Here is a 19,244-nt window from a genome sequence, read left to right on the forward strand (position 1 = left end):
TTTACTTTTTTAGCAATTTGGAAATATTGATCTATGTATATTCATGTTTTAGGCTCAGCAGCGGGTGGCGGTTTTCCGCAGTGGAACTGTAACTGCGAAAACTGCCACGGTGTACGCCAAGGCACCATAGACGCAAAAACCCGTACCCAGTCCTCTATCGCCATCTCAGAAAATGGCACCGATTGGATTTTGTTTAACGCATCCCCTGATATTCGCCAGCAGCTATTTGACTTTAAAGCCGCTCAGCCAGCCCGTTATTTAAGAGACACAGGTATCACCGATGTGGTGTTGATGGACAGTCAGCTTGACCATACCACGGGGCTATTGACCCTACGTGAAGGCTGCCCCATTTCTGTTTGGTGTACGGACATGGTGCATGAAGATCTTAGCACAGGGTTTCCGCTGTTTAACATGTTAAAGCATTGGAACGGCGGCCTACGATATAATCAAATTGACCCAACACAGCGCTTTCAAATTGACGGCTATAGCAATTTAGAACTGACGCCTTTGGTGATTAGGAGTTCAGCGCCGCCGTATTCGCCGCATCGTAACGACCCTCATGATGGCGATAACATTGCACTGATTGTGAAAGATTTAAGAACACAAAAGCAGCTGTTCTACGCGCCAGGTCTAGGCAAAATCGATGATGAAGTGATGCAAATCATGAAGGCGTCTGATTGCGTGATGATTGACGGTACGCTATGGACAGACAACGAGATGCAAGAACGTGGCGTTGGCACCAAAACGGGGCAAGACATGGGGCATTTGCATATCAGCGGTGATGATGGCTCGCTAAAGTATTTAGATCAGCTCGACAATGCACGCAAAGTACTCATCCATATCAATAACACCAATCCGATATTAAATGAGCAATCTGAACAAGCGGCGACATTAAAACAGCATGGTGTTGAAGTGGCCTTTGATGGCATGCAGATAGAGCTCTAAGACAAACGGTAAGACAAAGACAGCAATCGCAAGGTAAAAATAATGCAAGAACAAACCGTAGCACTCACCCCAGAAGCGTTTGAACAAGCGATTATGGCTAAAGGTCAGTATTATCATATCCACCATCCGTTTCACATCATGATGCACGAAGGACGCGCGACGCAGCAGCAAATCCAAGCGTGGGTCGCCAACCGATTCTACTATCAAATCAATATCCCGCTAAAAGACGCGGCAATCATGGCGAACTGCCCTGATCAACGCGTGCGTCAAGAGTGGATTCAGCGCATGATCGATCAAGATGGGGTCTATCCTGATGGTGGCGGGCGTGAAGCGTGGCTTGGTCTGGCGGAAGCAGTTGGCTTGACGCGTGAGCAGGTGATTTCGGAAGAATTGGTATTACCGGGTGTGCGTTTTGCTGTTGATGCGTATGTGAACTTTGCCCGCCGTACGTCATGGCGTGAGGCGGCGAGTAGTTCATTGACCGAGCTGTTTGCCCCGCAGATTCATCAATCGCGTCTAGAGTCTTGGCCCAAGCACTATCCTTGGATCAAAGAAGAAGGCTATACCTATTTTCGCTCGCGCCTCAGCCAAGCTCGCCGCGATGTTGAGCATGGGCTGACCATTACCCTTGATTCATTCAAGACGGCTGAGCAGCAAGAACGCATGCTCGAGATATTACAATTTAAACTCGATATTTTGTGGACGATCTTGGATGCCTTGAGCCTCGCCTATGTCCATGACCAAGCCCCTTATCAAAGCGTCACCACTGAGAATGTCTGGCATAAAGGATTGTTCAAATGAATATAACTGCTAGTTTACCTGAGCTGGATCAATCTCTGGTTCCCACATGGCGTCATGGCTATCGCTTCCAGTTTGAGCCAGCGCAAGATGCGTATGTCCTGCTCTACCCTGAAGGTATGATAAAACTCAATGACAGCGCTAGCATCATTGGACAGCATATTGATGGTCAGACATCCATTGCTAATATTATCAAGAAGGTGAAAGCCATGTTTGGCGACGTGCCTGAAATCGAGCAAGATATCATTGAATATATGCTGGTCGCCCAGCGTGAATATTGGATTGACTTGATATGACTACGCCCGTCGGACTGCCTCTATGGTTACTCGCTGAGTTGACCTATCGCTGCCCCTTACAATGCCCGTATTGCTCCAACCCCATTGATTATGCTCAGTATAAAGAAGAGCTGACGACACAGGAGTGGTTTGATGTGTTTGATCAGGCGCGGAAAATGGGCGCGGTGCAGCTGGGGTTTTCTGGCGGTGAGCCACTGGTGCGTCAAGACTTGGAAGAAATGGTCGCTTATGCGCATCAGAAAGGTTTTTATACCAACCTTATCACTTCAGGTATGGGACTTACTGAGGCTAGAATCGCGAGTCTAAAAGACGCAGGACTGCAACATATTCAGATCAGCTTCCAAGCCAGTGATCCGACAGTAAATAACCTCTTAGCAGGTTCCAAACATGCTTTTGAGCAAAAGTATGAGATGTCACGTCTGGTCAAACATTACGACTATCCGATGGTGCTTAACTTTGTGATTCATCGGCAAAACATCGATCAGATCGACCAGATTATTGATCTCTGTTTAGAGCTAGAGGCCGATACGGTTGAATTAGCTATCTGCCAGTTTTATGGTTGGGCATTTGAAAACATCGAAGGCCTACTGCCGACCAAAGAACAAGTGGTCAGAGCCGAACGCATTACCAATGAGTATCGCCAAAAAATCGAAGCACGTGGTATCAAATGCAAGCTGATTTTCGTAGTGCCTGATTACTACGAAGAGCGGCCAAAACCTTGTATGGATGGCTGGGGTAAGATTTTCTTGACCGTCGCGCCCGATGGCACCGCTCTACCTTGTCATGCTGCCAGGCAGCTGCCCATGTCCTTTCCCAATGTCAGGCAGACGCCATTAAAAGATATCTGGTATGACTCAGACAGCTTCAATCAGTTTCGCGGTGATGAATGGATGCCTGATATGTGCCAAAGCTGTCCCGATAAAGAACGCGATTACAGCGGCTGTCGTTGCCAAGCGTTTATGCTGACGGGCGATGCCAAAAACGCCGATCCTGTGTGTGGCAAATCGCCTTATCACTACCTGATCGAGGAAGCACGCGTCAATAGCGAGACGCCTGTTCCTTTTGAGGAATTACGCTTTCGCAATCCTAAAAACTCTAAACGGCTAAGTGGTAAAAAAGCAAATGAAAAACAAATGAGTCAAGAGCAACTGATTCCCACGCGTACGGTTACGGATTAATGATGAATAACCAGCCTATAATTTTTGACGGTCATAACGATCTGTTAACCCGCCTATGGTTAAGCTCGGCTGATGATCCTGTGCATGATTTTATTTATGGTACGCTACCGGGGCATTTAGATTTGCAGCGCTGCCAGCAAGCAGGTTGGATGGGCGGTTTATTCTCTATTTTCTTACCGCCCTACGCTTATGTAAAAAATAACCATCCTGACAAGTTATCCAACCTGTCAAATTCAGACTTTACTCCGCAAGAAATCGTTGATATTTGCTGTGCGCAATTGGCGCTTGCTCAGCAATTACAAGCGCGATCGGAAGGTCAGATTCAAATTTGTACGTCGCTAGCACAAATTCAAGCCTGTCAGCAGAACCAGCAATTAGCTATCGTGCTGCATCTTGAAGGTGCTGAGTTTTTGGCTATTGAGCCTGACTTACTGGATGTTTTTTATGAAGCGGGGCTTAGAAGTATTGGCCCACTGTGGAATAGAAAAAGTCTATTCGGTGATGGTTTAAATGCGTCTTTTCCGCATTCTCCAGACACAGGCTCTGGTCTAACCCGCGAAGGCAAAGACCTTATTTTGGCATGCCGTGATAAGCATATGCTGGTTGATGTGTCACATATGAATGAGCGCGCGTTTTGGGATACGTTAGAGATTGCGAATCAGCCCATTGTCGCAACCCATTCCAATGCGCATGCCTTATGTCCGCAAGCCAGAAACCTGACTGACCAGCAGCTGGCTGCCATCAAACAAAATGGTGGTCTAGTTGGGGTGAACTTCGATGTGGCCTTTTTGCGTGCGGATGGACAGCGAGATACGCAGACCTCACTTGATGTAATTGTCGATCATCTTGCTTATCTGATCGACCATTTAGGCGAAGATCACGTTGGATTTGGCTCTGATTTCGATGGGTGCTTATCACCTGATGACTTATCTGATATCAGTCAAATCTCCAAGCTGATTGGGCGGATGCAACAACGACACTTCTCTGATACGCTTATTGAAAAGGTTACTTCAAAGAATTGGTTTAGTGTGCTAGGTGAGATATGGCGGTAATAAGCCATATAAGGAATCCATAAGAGTGGCTGGCACATTATAAATTCATATACAATTCTATACTTCCTAAATAGTTTATTAAAATCATAACCAACCATAACTTCCTAGGTCAATTACATGACTCCCATATATACCGCATTGGCTATACTAGTTACTTTTATTTGGGGCGTAAACTTTACCTTTATTGCATGGGGGCTTGAGAGCTTTCCACCATTGATGCTCACTGCACTTCGTTTTTTCTTTACTGCTGTGCCATTGGTTTTATTTCTAAAACCACCTAAATTTAACCGTACTTTATTAATATACGCCATCGGTACATTTGTTATGCAGTACGCTTTTGTATTCACTGCCATGCATTTGGGCTCATCACCGGGACTAACGGCACTATTACTCCAGATTCAGATTTTTATCACTGTATTATTGGCTTACTTTATATTGGGTGAGGCAGTAAGTCGAGTGCAAATCATTGGTATGTTGGTTGGTGTACTTGGACTCAGTGTGATTGCGCTAAACCTTGGTGGTGATATGCCTTTAGCTGGATTTATCTGTATTTTGATTGCAGCAATAGGTTGGAGCTTTGGCAATATCGCATCAAAGCAAGCATCAGCGCAAGCAGCCTTAAAAACTGCGCAACAGGGTTCAAAAATGAGTATTGTCTCGCCTAGCACTGACAAAAACAAGGCATCTGCATTATCTGCTCTAGCATTAGTAGTTTGGGGCGGTCTCATTGCTTGCGTGATATTGACTCTATCTTCTCTCATCTTTGAGCCCGAAGCCTGGCAAGTAGCAACGTTTACCGAAGCCTCACTAAAATCTTGGCTATCGCTTGCATTTATTGTGTACATCTCAACACTCATCGGCTTTGGACTATGGGCGCATTTGCTCAGTCAAAATACTGCGTCCAAGGTTATGCCTTTTGCCCTACTGGTACCCTTGTTTGGCATGGTGACCTCCGTGCTGCTCACAGGAGAAATCGTAACATGGTGGAAGATGTTAGCAATGTTATTGATTTTATCCGGATTATTACTGGCGAATGTGAAGCTAAAATTACAAAGAAAGCATCAATCAATATGACGTTAGCTACTTTACTTAAAAGAAGTAAAAAATGCGTTAAAAACATGTGCTCTCATTACACACAAAAAAACCACCCTAGCCATGCAAGCGAGGGTGGTTTTTTTTGTTTTTAAAATTGTGCTTTCTAATACATCTCTAAGTCTTACGCAGTCCAACCTTCCAACACTATCTTGCCATGCGCTTGTTGACTCTCTAGCATTTGATGCGCATGACGCACATGTTCAGCCGTGATAGCGCCAAGATTGTGAGCAACGGTGGTTTTGATCTCGCCTGCATCAATCATGTTGGCAACGTCCGTCAATAAACGATGCTGTTCAATCATATCTGGTGTCTGGAACATAGAGTGCGTAAACATAAATTCCCAATGTAGGCTCAGACATTTAGTTTTAAGCGCCTTAATGTCTAATGATTCAGGATCATCGATGAGTCCTAATTTACCTTGTGGCTTTAAGCATTTGATAATCTCTGCATAATGCTCATCAGTGTTGTTTAGACTGATGACATAATCTACTTCTCTGATACCTGTCTTCTGTAGCTCATCAAACAATGGGTTACGATGATTGATCACATGATCTGCGCCTAGACCCTTTAACCACTGTACACTCTCCTCTCGTGATGCCGTACCGATGACTGTGGCAGAGGTCCGTGTTTTTAATAGCTGCGTTAAAATAGAACCAACCCCGCCCGCTGCACCAATGACCAATACTGAAACGTCATTAGCACGCTCATCACTACCGTTTTTATCTGCCGAGCTGTTAGTAACAGGCACTTGCAGACGCTCAAACAACATCTCCCAAGCCGTGATTGTGGTGAGTGGTAATGCCGCTGCCTCAGCAAATGATAGCGATGCTGGCATGCGCCCAACGATGCGCTCATCAACTAGTTGATACTCAGCGTTGCTGCCTGAACGGGTCAGATCCCCCGCGTAATACACCTTGTCCCCGACTGAGAATAAGCTGACTTCTTCGCCAACCGCTGTCACGATGCCCGCGGCATCCCAACCAATCACTACATACTCACCCTCTGGTGCAGGACGTGATTGGCGGATCTTATAATCCACTGGATTTACGGATATGGCTTTGACCTCTACCAGAATGTCATGGCCTGTCGCAGTTGGCTTATCAAGGGTAATGTCTTGTAGCGCTTTTTCGTTATCGATGGCGAGATTGTCTTGATAGCCAATGGCTCTTATTGTCTGATTTTGCATTGTTTTTATTCCTAATAATAAATAAATTGAGTAGAGTCCTCACGCGAACAGTACCGAAATACATAGCGTTTAACAGGAGGCAATATATTTCTAATACAACGACTGTAACACCTTCTGTGTTTGGCGTTCTAGCTCTGCAATGGTGTCTTTATTTAACGCATCGGCATGCGGTTTTCCAAATTCGCCTCTGGCATCACCATGTGCGCCATCTTTGATATCGTTATCAAAGTATTTGCCCGTGTCGTCCGCGAACTCATCTGAGACAGCCAATGCTGTTAGGATATTTGCGCCTTTGTCTGCTGATGACCAATACTCACCATACGCTTCATCGACCATTTTGGTATTCAATAGCGACCCTGGGTTGACCGCAATCACGTTAATGTTATCGCTGGCAACCCTATCCGCTAAGTGCATACTCCACATCGTTAGTGCCAGCTTGCTTTGCGCATAGGCGGCTTTATCATCTAGACGCTCTTGTCCTATAAATGCCTTATATGATATTGGAACTTGAGCAGCCGAGCTTAGATTCACAATACGCGCTTTACTAGACTGCTTGAGTAAAGGTAGTAGCGCATTAGTCAACTCATAAGGCGCTAGGTAATTGACCACAAAGCGTACATCCATACCCTCTTTAGTCATCGCTGATGACGTGGTATAAATTCCTGCGTTATTTATCAATACATCCAGTGTTGGTAGCTTTTCGTTAATGTCTGCGGCCATCTTCAATACAGCGGTGAGGTCGGAGAAATCAGCGACAAACCCATCAATATGATCTATCACTTCGCCTGTTGCCACTGCTTGGACTTCAGCTATCACACTAGCAAGCTTGTCAGCATCGCGGCCATGCAGGTAAACGTGATGCCCAGCCTCTGCTAATTTTAAAGCAGCCAATTTACCGATACCGTCGGTGCTACCGGTGATCAAAATAGTTTTAGTTTTACTCATAGTTATCAACCATCCTTATGGTTCCAATTATAGTTATCGCTCTGGATATATGGTTTATTTTATCCACCCTCATGGCACCTATTGTAATGAAAGTGTTGTACTTCATACAGCTACTATTGATCATTTTTCAGTGTTATTATTAAAAATAACGAACGCTTTATCTGATTGTTTACTGTATGAAAATCATAAAGATATGATGGACAAAAAAACGCTAGTAAGTGAGTACTTACTAGCGTTTAAATAATAGCTTAAGTGCCTTTTATGAGTTGTCTGTCCAAATTTTCAGTTAGCGTCAATTATCGTAAATCATCAACGACAGCCAGCATAGCAATGAGCGAAGCCTCCCCTAGCTGCATAGAACGCTCCGGTGACCACCCTTTCTCTTCATCAGGTAGATTATCATTGTCCTTGAACGGCATCTCTAACGTATTGGCCAGACAATCAAAACGCTCAGCGACCCAGTTGGTTGCCAGTGTCATATTTGCCTTACCTGGCGCATCAACGTCATAGCCAACCTCCGTCTGAAAATCCGCACTGGCGAGTGTCAATACCTCTGAAAATCTATCACGAAGATGTGCCAGACGCTCATTATAGCTTGGCGTGCCTTGAGAGCCAGCAAGAAACGCGTATGGCAGTGCCTCGTCACCATGCACATCATAAAACAGATCAACACCCGTCTCTTCCATTTTATTGATCACATGAAAGACTTCAGGGCTTTTGTCCAAACTTGGATTTGTCCATTCGCGATTGAGATTGGTTCCGGCAGCATTCGTACGTAGATGCCCGCGCACACTACCATCGGGATTCATATTGGGTACGATATAGAAATTGGCTTTGTCCAATAACTGTCTGCCTGTTGCATTATCGCTATCTAACAAGCTATATAGCAATCCCTCAACCAACCATTCAGCCATCGTTTCACCCGGATGTTGACGCGCCGTGATCCAGATGTTGCGTTTATTAGCATCACCGTCACCGATTTTTACCAGAGTCAAATCACGCTTGTCGAGGGTGTCACCTAAATGCTCTAGAGTAACTAACGGGTGCGTCTGGACGGCGGCTAATAAGTCTTGATGACGCTCATAGCTATAAGGGGCAAAATAAGCAATTTGAATGGTTTCGCACTCTAATGCTGCTACAATGGTCAATGTGCCATCTTTATAAGAAGTCGGCAGACGAAACCAATGCTGACGATCATAAGACGCTACTGCTTGGTAACCCTCCCACCCTTCTACATAAGATGCCTCTCCTGCATTGACAATATTGAGAACATACTCTTCTCCAACCTCACCTGAGAGGCGAAAGTTAAACCACTGAAAAAATACTTCGCCAACGTCCGGACGAATCGCCAGTTGAATGTTTTTGTTATCATCTACAGTGATAACCTCAATGTTACCGGCGTCGAAATTGTCCGTAATATGCATAATGGCTCCTTATCTCATTATTATGATCGTACTCTATCGGTTTGTTATAAGCTGATGGTTTTACCTCAACACTTATTTTGCTAGCGTCTATAACCGTTACACTTAATTGGTCATGGTACAATTCTTTTCAAGTCAAAAGCTTGCTAAGCTGACGGTACTAGCGCCCTATGTCTAAAAACACTAGGATATTACACCCACTATTGCTCAGTCAGATTGCTTCTCATACCATCAAACATTTATATCCCCACAACAAAATAACGGCCTTACATTAGCAAGGCCGTCATCAGCTATACAATCCATTTAGAAAGAGTAATCGGTCCATAACATTCTGACGTCGCGCTCAGGGTCATTAACCGCTTCAGAGTCTACATCGAATCTCATGGTTGTTCGATCTGTAAGCTTATAGTTATCCCAGCTCACCTGCCCAGTACGAGCAAACTCAATCCAGTTTTGGTGTATGGTATTGGCAAGTTTTTGCGGTGGCTCATCGCCAACGAAATTTTTGGCTTGCTCGCTACCGAGCGCGTTAAAGGTAAAAGGCACATCCACAAAGTGTGCCGCGCCTAGCCGTCCATCGAATGCTGGTGACAACCACGAAAAGTTATAATGCCATACTTTATTACCGTTTTTGATTAAATGCTCAGCAAAGCTATCGCCAACAGACTTGTCGCTATTGGTAGGTGCATATACCTTAAGTGGCTTACCATTCAATGATAAGTCATTTAGCAATTGAGATCTTTGTGTAGAGGTAATCTTATCAATAGCACCTCCTGGTACAGAGTAAAGCCTTGCCTCTTGATCGGTACTACCGACAATCACTGGATTGACATACTCCCATCACTTTCGCGAAGCTTAAGTGGGGGATTCTAAAAGCAAACGCTCTTAGGTGACTTTCTCACGAAGGTCACTTGTTTTCTGTTTCAACGGGCGACCTTTACTGCATCCTCCCTCCGCAGACAACACGGCATGTCCTGCCGCTAATATATTACGAGCTGCATTAAAATCTGCATTCGCAACATACCTACATTTGACGCACTCAAATTTAGACTGAGTTTGTCTATTTTCTTTAGCAATATGCTGGCATCCAGAGCAAGTTTGGCTAGTGTAGCGTGGGTTCACCTTAATCAGTAATCCACCGCCCCATTGCTGCTTGTACTCAAGCATATTAACCATCATGCCCCAGCCTTGATCTAGGATGGATTTATTCAATCCTGACTTGGCTTTGACTTGACGACCTTTATTCTCCACCGTACCACTGGCTGATTTCGACATATTGGCTATTTTTAAGTCCTCACAAGCGATCATGGCGTGGTTTTTGCTGATGCGGGTGGTGATTTTATGCAAGTAGTCATGGCGAATATTGGCAATGTGGCTGTGGAGCTTTTGAATCTTGCGGTTTTGCTTTTTCCAGTTCTCACTGAATTTTACTTTCTTTGCTAGCCCTCGTTGCAATTTGGCAAGTTTGAGTTGATTGGCTTTAAAACTGTTTTTCGGTTTGATGTATTCACCATTTGAAGTGGTCAGTAGTTTGCTGATACCCATATCCAAGCCAATGGCGCTTTTAGAGGGGTGACGAGGGTTCTCAGTCAGTTTGCGCTCTGTGCCAAACGACACGTACCAGTGCCCTGATTTCTTGCTGATGGTGACGTTTTTAATCGTGCCAATAATGTCTTGCGATTTCCTAAACGTCACTAGGCCCACACCATTAGGCAGTTTTACTCGATTGCCCTCAACACGGCAGTATTTGTCAAACTGAACCAAGCGAATTGAGTCGCAGCCAGCGGATTTGCGCTTAAATTGTGGCATCGATGGTCGTCGTTGAATCTCTGTGCCATCCGCCAGTTTAAAAAACTTGGGTTTTCTTGGTTTCTTTTTATTTTCTTTTAACCTGGCATGTGCTTTAGGATCAAAGAAACGCGACCAAGCCGATGCCAGATCACGTACTTTTTGTTGTAAAGACACCGCGTTTGAGCTGCTTTTTAAGAACTCGAAATCAGGGTTATTCTTTAGATCTATAATTTTATTAACAAGGTTGGTGGCATTGATAAACTCATCTTTAGCAAACATCTCAAATGAGATCGCTAGCATTTGATTCCAAACAAAACGTGCAGAGCCGACAAGATTATTTAAAATAATCTCCTGCTCTGCATTAGGCTCAAGCCTAAATTTATACGCTTTGTTGATTTTCATAAATGCTTTCTTTATTAATGAGTGTGTGTTTGGTCGCGTTCCTATTTTACAAGCGCTTGTGGTGATACGCCATTAGATATTATTAAACAGTATATTCAGAATCAGCGATGCTAGCCAGTGATGCGAAATTCACTTCCACCCTAGTGTCGGGTGGAGGTGAATTTCGCTTTTTTGGTAGATGCATCTGCATATTTTATCAGGTCTTTCATTGGTGATTCTTTGATGATATCACCATCGTTCACAGGCAAAAACGCCGTACCACCCCAAGACATCATGCCCCACTCGTCTCTATCTTTTACTGTTTTGCCAATATTAATCACTTCAGAGACCAAATCGTCAAGTGGTACCTGAGAGATATCGGTCGTCGTAGGTGCTACCCCAAGCGCTTCAGCAAAAAGTGTACTGACTCGACTCGGTAGTTTACCGTGACAACAATCGTGTCGTTTTTTGCAAAGCTAGTACCGTTATAGGCTTCCTCGCCTGCATCTGCTCGTATAAAGGCACCACCGGGTAGCCAAACCATGACAGGTAATTGCTTATCTGTTTTTAGGGCATTTTTGGGTGCCCATATATTTAATATCAAGTCACCCGCAGCGCCCACAAGTTGAACTTTTTTCTCTCGTCCTGGCTGCGGTACTGGTACCGTTTTGGCGGTAGCATCTAATACGCCTTCCCACTTCTCGTAAGGCTGCGGTGCCTTAAATCTAAGCGATTTTGTGAAAGGATTATGTGCATAAGGAATACCGTAAAAAGTAGTAACGCCATTATCTGCTTTGCCTTTTAACTCACCTTGAGAAACGGTAATGTTCATTTTTTCCCCTTCATTATTTGCAGCAAATGCAGAAACCATACTGACACTCAACAGTACAATGACCACCTTTCGACACGCCCTACTCACCTTGTTAATCATCATGGCTGCTACTCCTTTTTTATTTTTTGTCGATTGCCTACCTGCTATCTTCTGAATAACCATCAAAACAGTGACTTTCCTCTAGGGCGTGTCTTTATTTTAAAAATGGTAATAAAAATGAGATAAATTGCCGTCAAACAAGGAAAATAGCTGGTTAATATCGAGATATTAACCAGCTATTTGACGCGGTTTGGCAAAATTTAGCCATTTTTAGTCCACTTAGATGACCATCGATTGAATTGAAGACACGCCCTAGAATAATACTGTTTTCTTGTGCAGATTGTTATGAGACAAACGTAAGGGTTTTATCGTTTGCAGGCCCGTTCTGATAAGACGATAAGAGTCATACTTGCAAATTTTGAGAGACCACTACTCTACATTACTAAGAAAACGAGAACTGTTGTATCAGCATTTAGCCAAACTGAAAAGCCGATAACTGCGTTTTAAGTACTTGCTCGGAGTAAATTTTGGTGCCTTTATCATTACCTGCTGCACCTGCTATTACCATCAGCGGCAGTAAATGCTCCTCTGCACCTAAGGGATGTGAGTCAAGCGCGTGAGGCGCCATCGACCAGTCTCTAAGCGCTGCATCTCGCTGCTCTGAGTCAGATTCAATCGTTTGGGTCAACCAGTCATCGAAAATCTCTGATGGCGCTGTAAAATGCGCATCGCCATAGCCCCTCATATTATGAAAGCTCATACCGCTTCCGATGATTAATACACCTTCTTGACGTAATGCCTGCAGTGCTTGACCTGCCGTCAGATGCGCTGTTGGGTCTAGATCATTACGCAGTGACAGTTGTACTACTGGAATATCTGCTTTAGGAAAAATCACCTTTAGCGGTATAAACACCCCATGATCAAAACCGCGTGACGCATCTTGCGTATTTGGGATGCCTGCCGCTGTCAGCAAATTACTAACTCGTTTAGACGACGCTGGCTCACCTGATGCTGGATAAGTCAGCTGATACGTATGATCAGGAAAACCATAGTAATCATAAATGAGATCAGGCGCTATGCTCGTAGTAATTGTAAACTCAGGCATCTGCCAGTGCGCGCTAATGATTAAGATAGCCTTTGGACGCTCCGGAAGTCGAGTATGAATACCTGTCAAAAAGTTTGCCATACTATCCCATGTGTTCGTAGGCTGCCAGTCCATAAAAAAACAGGGTCCGGCACCATGCGGTATAAATAGGACAGGCTGAGTAACTGTCTGGCCAGATGAATGTGCTGTCATAATTCTCTCCTTGTCCTATTCATCAAAGGTGACTGTTAATAGTAGGTCGTTTTATATTTACTGGCTTTGGTTTTTACTGACTTTTATCTGTACTGATTACGATTACAGGTAAGCTCTTAAACATAACTGTCAAAAGGTGATCTCTAAAGCCAACTATGACGCGCGTCCTAGCTTTGCTGCTAATGCTTTGTCCATACTAAAAGAGCCACCACCTTGTACGGCCAAAGACAGTAAAGCAACCATCAAGGTCAATGCATACTCGTAGCCACCGTTAGCAGAAAATAGCCCATTGCTGATATGGACAGAAAAAATAGCCACTAGCATTGTGAATGCAGCGACCAGTGCAGCAGGTCGTGTGAGTAACCCGAGTACTAGAGCGAGTCCACCGAAAAACTCAGCGCCGCCAGCCAATATGGCCATCAGCAACCCAGGCTCCATGCCCATACTGCTCAGCCACTGTGCCGTTCCTGCGAGCCCATTGCCATCAAACCAGCCAAAGAGCTTTTGGGCACCGTGCGCCATCAAAATCAAGCCGACGGGTACACGAAGAATTAGGGCCGCTATCCCAGCTTTAGAGGCCAACATTTTATTTAGTAGCGATGATGTCATTAGTACTTACTCCATAACGTATTAGTGCGATAAGTGATTGAATATTGGTATAAACATACTTTACTATCGTCGATATGAAAGAGTAAGCCCACTTATATTGAATGATTATCAACACAGTGTTTATAATTGGTTTGGTATTGAATAGTAGAAAAAATGGATAACAATGACATTGATGTAATATGCGTATTAAACGCTTGAGGCAATAAAGGCAATAAAGGCAATAAAAGTGACCATAATGATATAGGAGTACCTAAATTACACGTGGTCTGCGAGTACCATGATGGGCTGCCCATACTCAACACCCTGCCCACTTTCAACCAAGATTGCCGTGACAACACCATTCTTATCACTCACAACTGGTAGCAAGCGGGTCAACTCATCAATAAAGCAAACGGTTTGACCTTTTTGAATATGGTCGCCTTCTTTAATGAGATTGTCAGTTGTAGCGTCTTCGCTTAAGTAGACCTGCCCCACATAAGTCGCACAGACTTGCCTTATTTTGCTATCTGGTTTATTGGGCTCAGTAGCAGCGCTAGTAACATCGTTAGTAGTATCGTCAGTGGCTACATGACTTGCCTTACTTGGCAATCCTAGATTGTTGACCACTCTGATGGACTGATCACCATCAGCAATAGTAACTTCATGTAATTGACTGCTTTCAACCAATGTGACCACACGCGCTATTTGCTCTATATCCATAATAGATTCCTTAACTTAATTTTTAACTGAGACCGAAATATTTAGTAGGCAGATATCGTGATACCTTTGAGCTCTAGTTGTTTCTTGATTTCTTGGGCAAATAAAATGGCGTGTTCACTATCCCCATGTAGGCAGATGCTTTGCGCTTCTACTGGTACGGTCTGACCACAAATACTGGTGACCGTCCCTTCAATGATCATCTGCAACACATGCCTAACCGCATCATCTGTGTCGGTTATCAGGGCGTTGTCCTTGCTACGAGAGACCAGCGAGCCGTCTTTTTCATAGTTTCTATCGGCAAACACTTCTGATATGGCTTCTAAACCATGCTTCTTAGCTGATTTGACCAAATAGCCGCCGGACAGACCCATAACCTTTAGGTTTGGATCAAATCGTTTGATTTCACTTACCAAAATATCTGATAAGCCTTCATCAATAGCAGCTTGGTTGTACAATGCTCCGTGCGGTTTTACGTAGTCTAATGACACACCAACCAAGTCACAGAGCGCTTTGGTTGCACCCAACTGATACACCAATAAAGCACGGTAGTCGGCTTCGCTTAACGGCTTATGAATACGGCCAAAGTTTTCTCTATCGTTTAGACCAGGATGTGCGCCTACGCTCACGTTGTTTGCTTTTGCCAATTGCAACGTGGCTAGCATCTCGCTGTAAGAACCCGCGTGCAAGCCGCAGCAGACATTCGCTGAGCTGACTATCGTTAGTAATTTATCGTCTTGCCCGCAGCCTTCCGCCACATCAGCATTTAAATCAATTTTCATTGGCATACTCCTTTATTTGATCGATATAGTGTTGTCTGTTTTGCTGTTCCTTTAACGCTTGCTCTAATGACACAACGACGAACTGACAGGTTTTGCCAAATCTAATCTGTGCCATCAGACCTATGTCTGCTTGAATCACGGTTGCAATTTTCGGATAGCCACCCGTCGTTTGCCCATCCGCCATCAAAATAATCGGTTGCCCTTGCGGTGGCACCTGAATCATACCAATATCAACACCATGTGAGCTCATTTCTACAGGCTTACTAAACTCAAGCGCTGTTGCTCCCTCAAGACGGTAACCCATACGGTTGCTACTGGTTTGTAGTTTCAAAGGCTGTGTTTCAAAGGCTTGTTGAGCCGACTCAGTGAAGCAGTCATATTCGCTACTCTTTATCACTCTAATAATATCGGTTGGGGCAATGCGGGCAACGCCAATCACAGGTAGGCTTGATTCGGTTTTTACCGTTAAGATGTCTTCGGTTTTTAGGTACCTGCCTTCAAATCCGCCAAATTCGGCTTTGAGATTGGTGCTGGCTGACTGTAATACTGGCTCAATATCAAAGCCACCGTGCACACACAAATAGCTATACATACCTTGTAGCGGGCGCAACAGCTTAAGCGTCTGCCCAGCTGTTGCATTGATACGCCAATAGCAAGGAACACGCTTGTCGTCTAAATATGCCTCGTACAAAGCACCTGTTAAGCAAAAACTGACGCTTTCTTCAAACTGTATGGTCAGCTCACCGAGCGCTATTTCAATAGCGGGTTCGTTGGCTTCGTTTTTCATCAAAGCGTTGCCGGCTTGTAGCGCCCAGCTGTCCATCACGCCATTTCTACCCACGCCCATGCTTCGGTAACCTACTCGACCCGAATCTTGAATGCTGGCAAGGGCACTCGCCGTTAAAATTTTCATCGATACCACCTGTCTATATATCTTTTGAATTTATGTGGCTTTTATTTACCGCTTATTGATGAATATCAATCGCGGTAAATGTCAAGGTATCACCAGCGTTCAGCAACGTTGGCACAGACTTGGTCAAGTCAAATAAAGCAGTATCCGTCTGACCTAGTAACTGCCAACCCCCTGGGGAAGCAAAAGGATAAACCCCTGTTTGCTCGCCACCGATACCCACTGAGCCTGCTGGCACTTGGGTCCTAGGTATGGCATGTCTTGGGAAATACAGCGACTCAGATAAGCCGCCAAGATAAGGAAACCCTGGCTGAAAACCGATAAAATAAACGGTATAAGTGGCTTTGGTATGTAGATCGACAACGGCTTCAACTGAGAGATTTAGGTCATTCGCCATGGCCGCTAGATCGGGGCCGTATTTACCGCCGTAATGCACTGGTATCTCGACGTGCTTACCTTGGATGGTTTTTGAAGGAATATCATTGAGTAGATCTGATAGCTTATCTTTAAAAGTATTCAGCTCAGCCCAAGTTAATGGCACGATGAATACACTGAGTGTATTCATGCCAATCACTACTTCGATGACTTCTGACATTTTCTGGATGCTGTCTGATAGCGCCCAGCATTTTTGTTGTTTTTCTAAGGTGGTTGGTTTAGGGAAAAACAACGCTAGATTGGTTTCACTGCATATTTGCCATTGTAGTTCCATCAGTATGGGCTCCATTATTTTTTATCTACTACAGTCAAATCCTCTATAAATTGGATACGGTGTCAGGCTCGCTTAGTCTACAACTTGTAGTACTTTCACTCGCCTTCCTTGTATCCAAATTATATTGAACCGACTACATCTTGATTCTTATGCTTCCGACGCTAATGTCAAATTTGGTTTTCATTTTTGCGGGCAAGACTGGACTTATATATTGTCTTGTATCCACTGTTCTAGATAATGAATGCTCATTTGACCCTGACAAAACACCTCATCTTCAAACAGACGTTGATGCAAACCAATGTTGGTATCAATACCCGTGATTTGCGCCTCCCATAATGCTGCACGCATTTTTTCTATCGCTTTTTCTCTTGAACGGTCATGTACGCATATCTTAGCAATCAAACTGTCATAAGAGGGCGGCACGGTGTAGTTAGATTCAGCATGACTATCTACTCTGATGCCAAACCCTGCTGGCATGTGGCAGTAGTCTATGCGCCCCGCATTGGGCAAAAACGTCTGCGCGTTTTCAGCATTGATACGACACTCAAAAGCGTGTCCAGTCATGGCAATATCGCTTTGCTTGTGAGCAAGCGTGAGCCCTGCCGCTACTCTGATCTGCTCTTGGACAATATCAATACCCGTCACCATCTCAGTGATAGTGTGCTCGACTTGCACACGAGTATTCATCTCGATAAAGAAGAACTCGTCATTTTCGTATAGAAACTCAAACGTGCCTGCGCCTCTATATTGCATTTGTTCGCAAGCGGTCACACATGACTGCCCTATTTGCTCACGCTGTGCTTCTGTAATGCCGGGAGCTGGCGCTTCTTCTATGACTTTTTGATGGCGACGCTGCATTGAGCAATCGCGCTCGCCCAAATACAGTGCATTGCCGTGAGTATCGGATAGAACTTGCACCTCAATATGACGAGGGGCTTGTAAGTACTTCTCCAAGTAAACGATGGAACTGCCAAAGTTGGCTTTGGCTTCTGTTTGGGTCATAGCAATAGCAGACAACAAATCAGACTCTTTTTCGACCACGCGCATACCACGTCCGCCGCCACCACTTGCCGCCTTAATAATGACTGGATAACCCGCGTCACTGGCAATCTTAATAACCTCATCTGAATCGGTAGGCAACGCGCCGTCAGAACCAGGTACACAAGGCACGCCTGCCATCGTCATTTGTTTTTTTGCTTCGACTTTGTCGCCCATGTTTCTGATATTGTCAGCCGTTGGGCCGATAAATACGAGACCTGAGTCTTCAACCAAAGCGGCAAAATCCGCATTTTCGGACAAAAACCCATAGCCTGGATGTATGGCTTGCGCGTTGGTCAGCTTGGCAGCTGAAACAATCGCTCTTTGATTCAGATAGCTATGAGTGGCACTAGCAGGACCGATGCATACTTTTTCATCTGCCAAACGTACAGGTAGCGAACCTTTGTCCGACTCAGAGTGAGCAATGACTGACTGAATACCCAGCTGCTTACAAGCGCGAATGATACGTAGCGCAATCTCACCACGATTGGCAATCAAAATTTTTGTGAACATATTTATTTCCCTAAAAATATAGTATCAAATACAGCGTTTGTGTAATGTTTATGCGATGTCAGTTCGCTTTAACTGTCTGGCGCTATAGTAAATAAGGGCTGGGCATATTCTACGACGTCACCTTCCTCGATCAGAATTTCTTGAATCGTACCGTTAGCTTCCGCCTTTACCTCATGCATCATTTTCATAGCTTCAATGATACATAATGTCTGCCCAGCTTCCACATGATCGCCTACCTGAAAGAACACCTCAGCGGTTGGCTCAGCACGAAGATAGAACGTACCGAGCATGGGAGACAGTACTTTGGGCTGAGTGTCTGCTGCCTTGACGCCAGCCTTATGTTCACCCTCTACATCGGTGTTGGTAGCGCTGCTATGTTGATGCGCATCAGTTTGCGGCTTTAGATGTGCTGTTTTAGGGTGGCTATTATTGATATTGGTGTGGTTTGAGCTGTCTTCACTATGGTTAGACTGACAAACGATAGAGATACATGCATTACCTTCACTCACTTCTAATGACTGTATATCGGCACTTTCTGCCAGTTCGATGAGTCTTTCTAGATCCGCAAAATTGATATTCATATGATTGGGCATTCCATTAGAGTGAAGTAAAAATTATTATTCTAAGTCTTTAAAAGTACTATTTGATTTGTGTCCTCAATGACCTGAGCTTAATCTATGGGACGTCAGATAAGAACAATAACTAAAAACAATGATCTGGCTAAAACCATA

General features: G+C 44.5%; 22 protein-coding genes. 7 read left to right on the forward strand and 15 right to left on the reverse strand.

Translation table 11 applies throughout. From position 1 onward, the window contains the following. Positions 1-33: 33 nt before the first annotated feature. The 6 genes from pqqB to AC5JPO_RS02335 all read left to right on the forward strand — a co-directional run bounded on the left by pqqB (position 34) and on the right by AC5JPO_RS02335 (position 5,343). Positions 34-945, forward strand: coding sequence for a pyrroloquinoline quinone biosynthesis protein PqqB (pqqB, locus tag AC5JPO_RS02310; RefSeq protein ID WP_493853176.1), 912 nt, complete (start codon positions 34-36; stop codon positions 943-945). A 42-nt stretch (positions 946-987) separates the two neighbouring features. After that, positions 988-1,746 carry a pyrroloquinoline-quinone synthase PqqC gene (gene pqqC, locus AC5JPO_RS02315; protein WP_493853177.1) on the forward strand — a complete coding sequence of 253 codons (759 nt, stop codon included), beginning with the start codon at positions 988-990 and terminating at the stop codon, positions 1,744-1,746. Continuing rightward, a complete protein-coding gene (pqqD, locus tag AC5JPO_RS02320) occupies positions 1,743-2,039 on the forward strand; it encodes a pyrroloquinoline quinone biosynthesis peptide chaperone PqqD (protein WP_493853178.1) in 297 nt (98 codons plus the stop codon). The genes pqqC and pqqD overlap by 4 nt, the downstream gene beginning before the upstream one ends. Then, on the forward strand, positions 2,036-3,217 hold the full coding sequence (gene pqqE / locus AC5JPO_RS02325; protein ID WP_493853179.1) for a pyrroloquinoline quinone biosynthesis protein PqqE: 1,182 nt from the start codon (positions 2,036-2,038) through the stop codon (positions 3,215-3,217). The genes pqqD and pqqE overlap by 4 nt, the downstream gene beginning before the upstream one ends. 2 nt (positions 3,218-3,219) lie before the next feature. Continuing rightward, the gene (locus tag AC5JPO_RS02330; RefSeq protein WP_493851827.1) at positions 3,220-4,269 is read left to right on the forward strand and encodes a dipeptidase; all 1,050 of its coding nucleotides are present in this window, start codon (positions 3,220-3,222) and stop codon (positions 4,267-4,269) included. A gap of 117 nt (positions 4,270-4,386) precedes the next feature. After that, positions 4,387-5,343: an EamA family transporter gene (locus AC5JPO_RS02335; RefSeq protein ID WP_493851826.1), complete on the forward strand. Its 957-nt coding sequence runs from the start codon at positions 4,387-4,389 to the stop codon at positions 5,341-5,343. A gap of 142 nt (positions 5,344-5,485) precedes the next feature. On the opposite strand, the gene AC5JPO_RS02340 is transcribed toward AC5JPO_RS02335, so the two are convergent. The 5 genes from AC5JPO_RS02340 to AC5JPO_RS02360 form a co-directional block, all read right to left on the reverse strand. Next, positions 5,486-6,535, reverse strand: coding sequence for a zinc-binding alcohol dehydrogenase family protein (locus AC5JPO_RS02340; protein ID WP_493852713.1), 1,050 nt, complete (start codon positions 6,533-6,535; stop codon positions 5,486-5,488). A gap of 105 nt (positions 6,536-6,640) precedes the next feature. Then, positions 6,641-7,495, reverse strand: coding sequence for an SDR family NAD(P)-dependent oxidoreductase (locus tag AC5JPO_RS02345; RefSeq protein WP_493853180.1), 855 nt, complete (start codon positions 7,493-7,495; stop codon positions 6,641-6,643). A gap of 296 nt (positions 7,496-7,791) precedes the next feature. Further along, positions 7,792-8,919: a M14 family metallopeptidase gene (locus AC5JPO_RS02350; protein ID WP_319051826.1), complete on the reverse strand. Its 1,128-nt coding sequence runs from the start codon at positions 8,917-8,919 to the stop codon at positions 7,792-7,794. A 300-nt stretch (positions 8,920-9,219) separates the two neighbouring features. Beyond that, positions 9,220-9,738 carry a hypothetical protein gene (locus tag AC5JPO_RS02355; protein ID WP_493853181.1) on the reverse strand — a complete coding sequence of 173 codons (519 nt, stop codon included), beginning with the start codon at positions 9,736-9,738 and terminating at the stop codon, positions 9,220-9,222. Between the two features lie 63 nt (positions 9,739-9,801). Then, positions 9,802-11,109: an RNA-guided endonuclease InsQ/TnpB family protein gene (locus tag AC5JPO_RS02360; protein WP_493853182.1), complete on the reverse strand. Its 1,308-nt coding sequence runs from the start codon at positions 11,107-11,109 to the stop codon at positions 9,802-9,804. Between the two features lie 21 nt (positions 11,110-11,130). Between AC5JPO_RS02360 and AC5JPO_RS02365 the strand changes: the two genes are divergently transcribed. Continuing rightward, positions 11,131-11,223: a transposase gene (locus tag AC5JPO_RS02365; protein ID WP_442967672.1), complete on the forward strand. Its 93-nt coding sequence runs from the start codon at positions 11,131-11,133 to the stop codon at positions 11,221-11,223. A gap of 26 nt (positions 11,224-11,249) precedes the next feature. Here the strand turns inward: AC5JPO_RS02365 and AC5JPO_RS02370 are convergent, their stop codons facing one another. The 10 genes from AC5JPO_RS02370 to accB form a co-directional block, all read right to left on the reverse strand. Then, positions 11,250-11,429 carry a hypothetical protein gene (locus tag AC5JPO_RS02370; RefSeq protein ID WP_493851822.1) on the reverse strand — a complete coding sequence of 60 codons (180 nt, stop codon included), beginning with the start codon at positions 11,427-11,429 and terminating at the stop codon, positions 11,250-11,252. A gap of 53 nt (positions 11,430-11,482) precedes the next feature. Next, the gene (locus AC5JPO_RS02375; protein ID WP_493853183.1) at positions 11,483-12,022 is read right to left on the reverse strand and encodes a carboxylesterase family protein; all 540 of its coding nucleotides are present in this window, start codon (positions 12,020-12,022) and stop codon (positions 11,483-11,485) included. Between the two features lie 409 nt (positions 12,023-12,431). Further along, positions 12,432-13,256 carry a DODA-type extradiol aromatic ring-opening family dioxygenase gene (locus AC5JPO_RS02380; RefSeq protein ID WP_319051830.1) on the reverse strand — a complete coding sequence of 275 codons (825 nt, stop codon included), beginning with the start codon at positions 13,254-13,256 and terminating at the stop codon, positions 12,432-12,434. A 153-nt stretch (positions 13,257-13,409) separates the two neighbouring features. Further along, positions 13,410-13,865, reverse strand: coding sequence for a DoxX family protein (locus tag AC5JPO_RS02385; RefSeq protein WP_493853184.1), 456 nt, complete (start codon positions 13,863-13,865; stop codon positions 13,410-13,412). Positions 13,866-14,120: 255 nt separating this feature from the next. Then, positions 14,121-14,564, reverse strand: coding sequence for an acetyl-CoA carboxylase biotin carboxyl carrier protein (locus AC5JPO_RS02390; RefSeq protein WP_493853185.1), 444 nt, complete (start codon positions 14,562-14,564; stop codon positions 14,121-14,123). A gap of 41 nt (positions 14,565-14,605) precedes the next feature. Further along, positions 14,606-15,343: a 5-oxoprolinase subunit PxpA gene (gene pxpA, locus AC5JPO_RS02395; RefSeq protein WP_493853186.1), complete on the reverse strand. Its 738-nt coding sequence runs from the start codon at positions 15,341-15,343 to the stop codon at positions 14,606-14,608. Next, positions 15,333-16,256, reverse strand: coding sequence for a 5-oxoprolinase subunit C family protein (locus AC5JPO_RS02400; RefSeq protein ID WP_493853187.1), 924 nt, complete (start codon positions 16,254-16,256; stop codon positions 15,333-15,335). The genes pxpA and AC5JPO_RS02400 overlap by 11 nt, the downstream gene beginning before the upstream one ends. 52 nt (positions 16,257-16,308) lie before the next feature. After that, positions 16,309-16,962: a 5-oxoprolinase subunit PxpB gene (gene pxpB / locus AC5JPO_RS02405; RefSeq protein ID WP_493853188.1), complete on the reverse strand. Its 654-nt coding sequence runs from the start codon at positions 16,960-16,962 to the stop codon at positions 16,309-16,311. A gap of 204 nt (positions 16,963-17,166) precedes the next feature. Then, positions 17,167-18,513, reverse strand: coding sequence for an acetyl-CoA carboxylase biotin carboxylase subunit (accC, locus tag AC5JPO_RS02410; protein WP_493853189.1), 1,347 nt, complete (start codon positions 18,511-18,513; stop codon positions 17,167-17,169). Positions 18,514-18,581: 68 nt separating this feature from the next. Then, positions 18,582-19,094 (reverse strand): acetyl-CoA carboxylase biotin carboxyl carrier protein, encoded by a 513-nt coding sequence (gene accB, locus AC5JPO_RS02415; protein ID WP_493851813.1) that lies wholly within the window; start codon positions 19,092-19,094, stop codon positions 18,582-18,584. Between the last annotated feature and the right edge of the window lie 150 nt (positions 19,095-19,244).

It is taken from the genome of Psychrobacter sp. H25 (genome assembly GCF_059076335.1).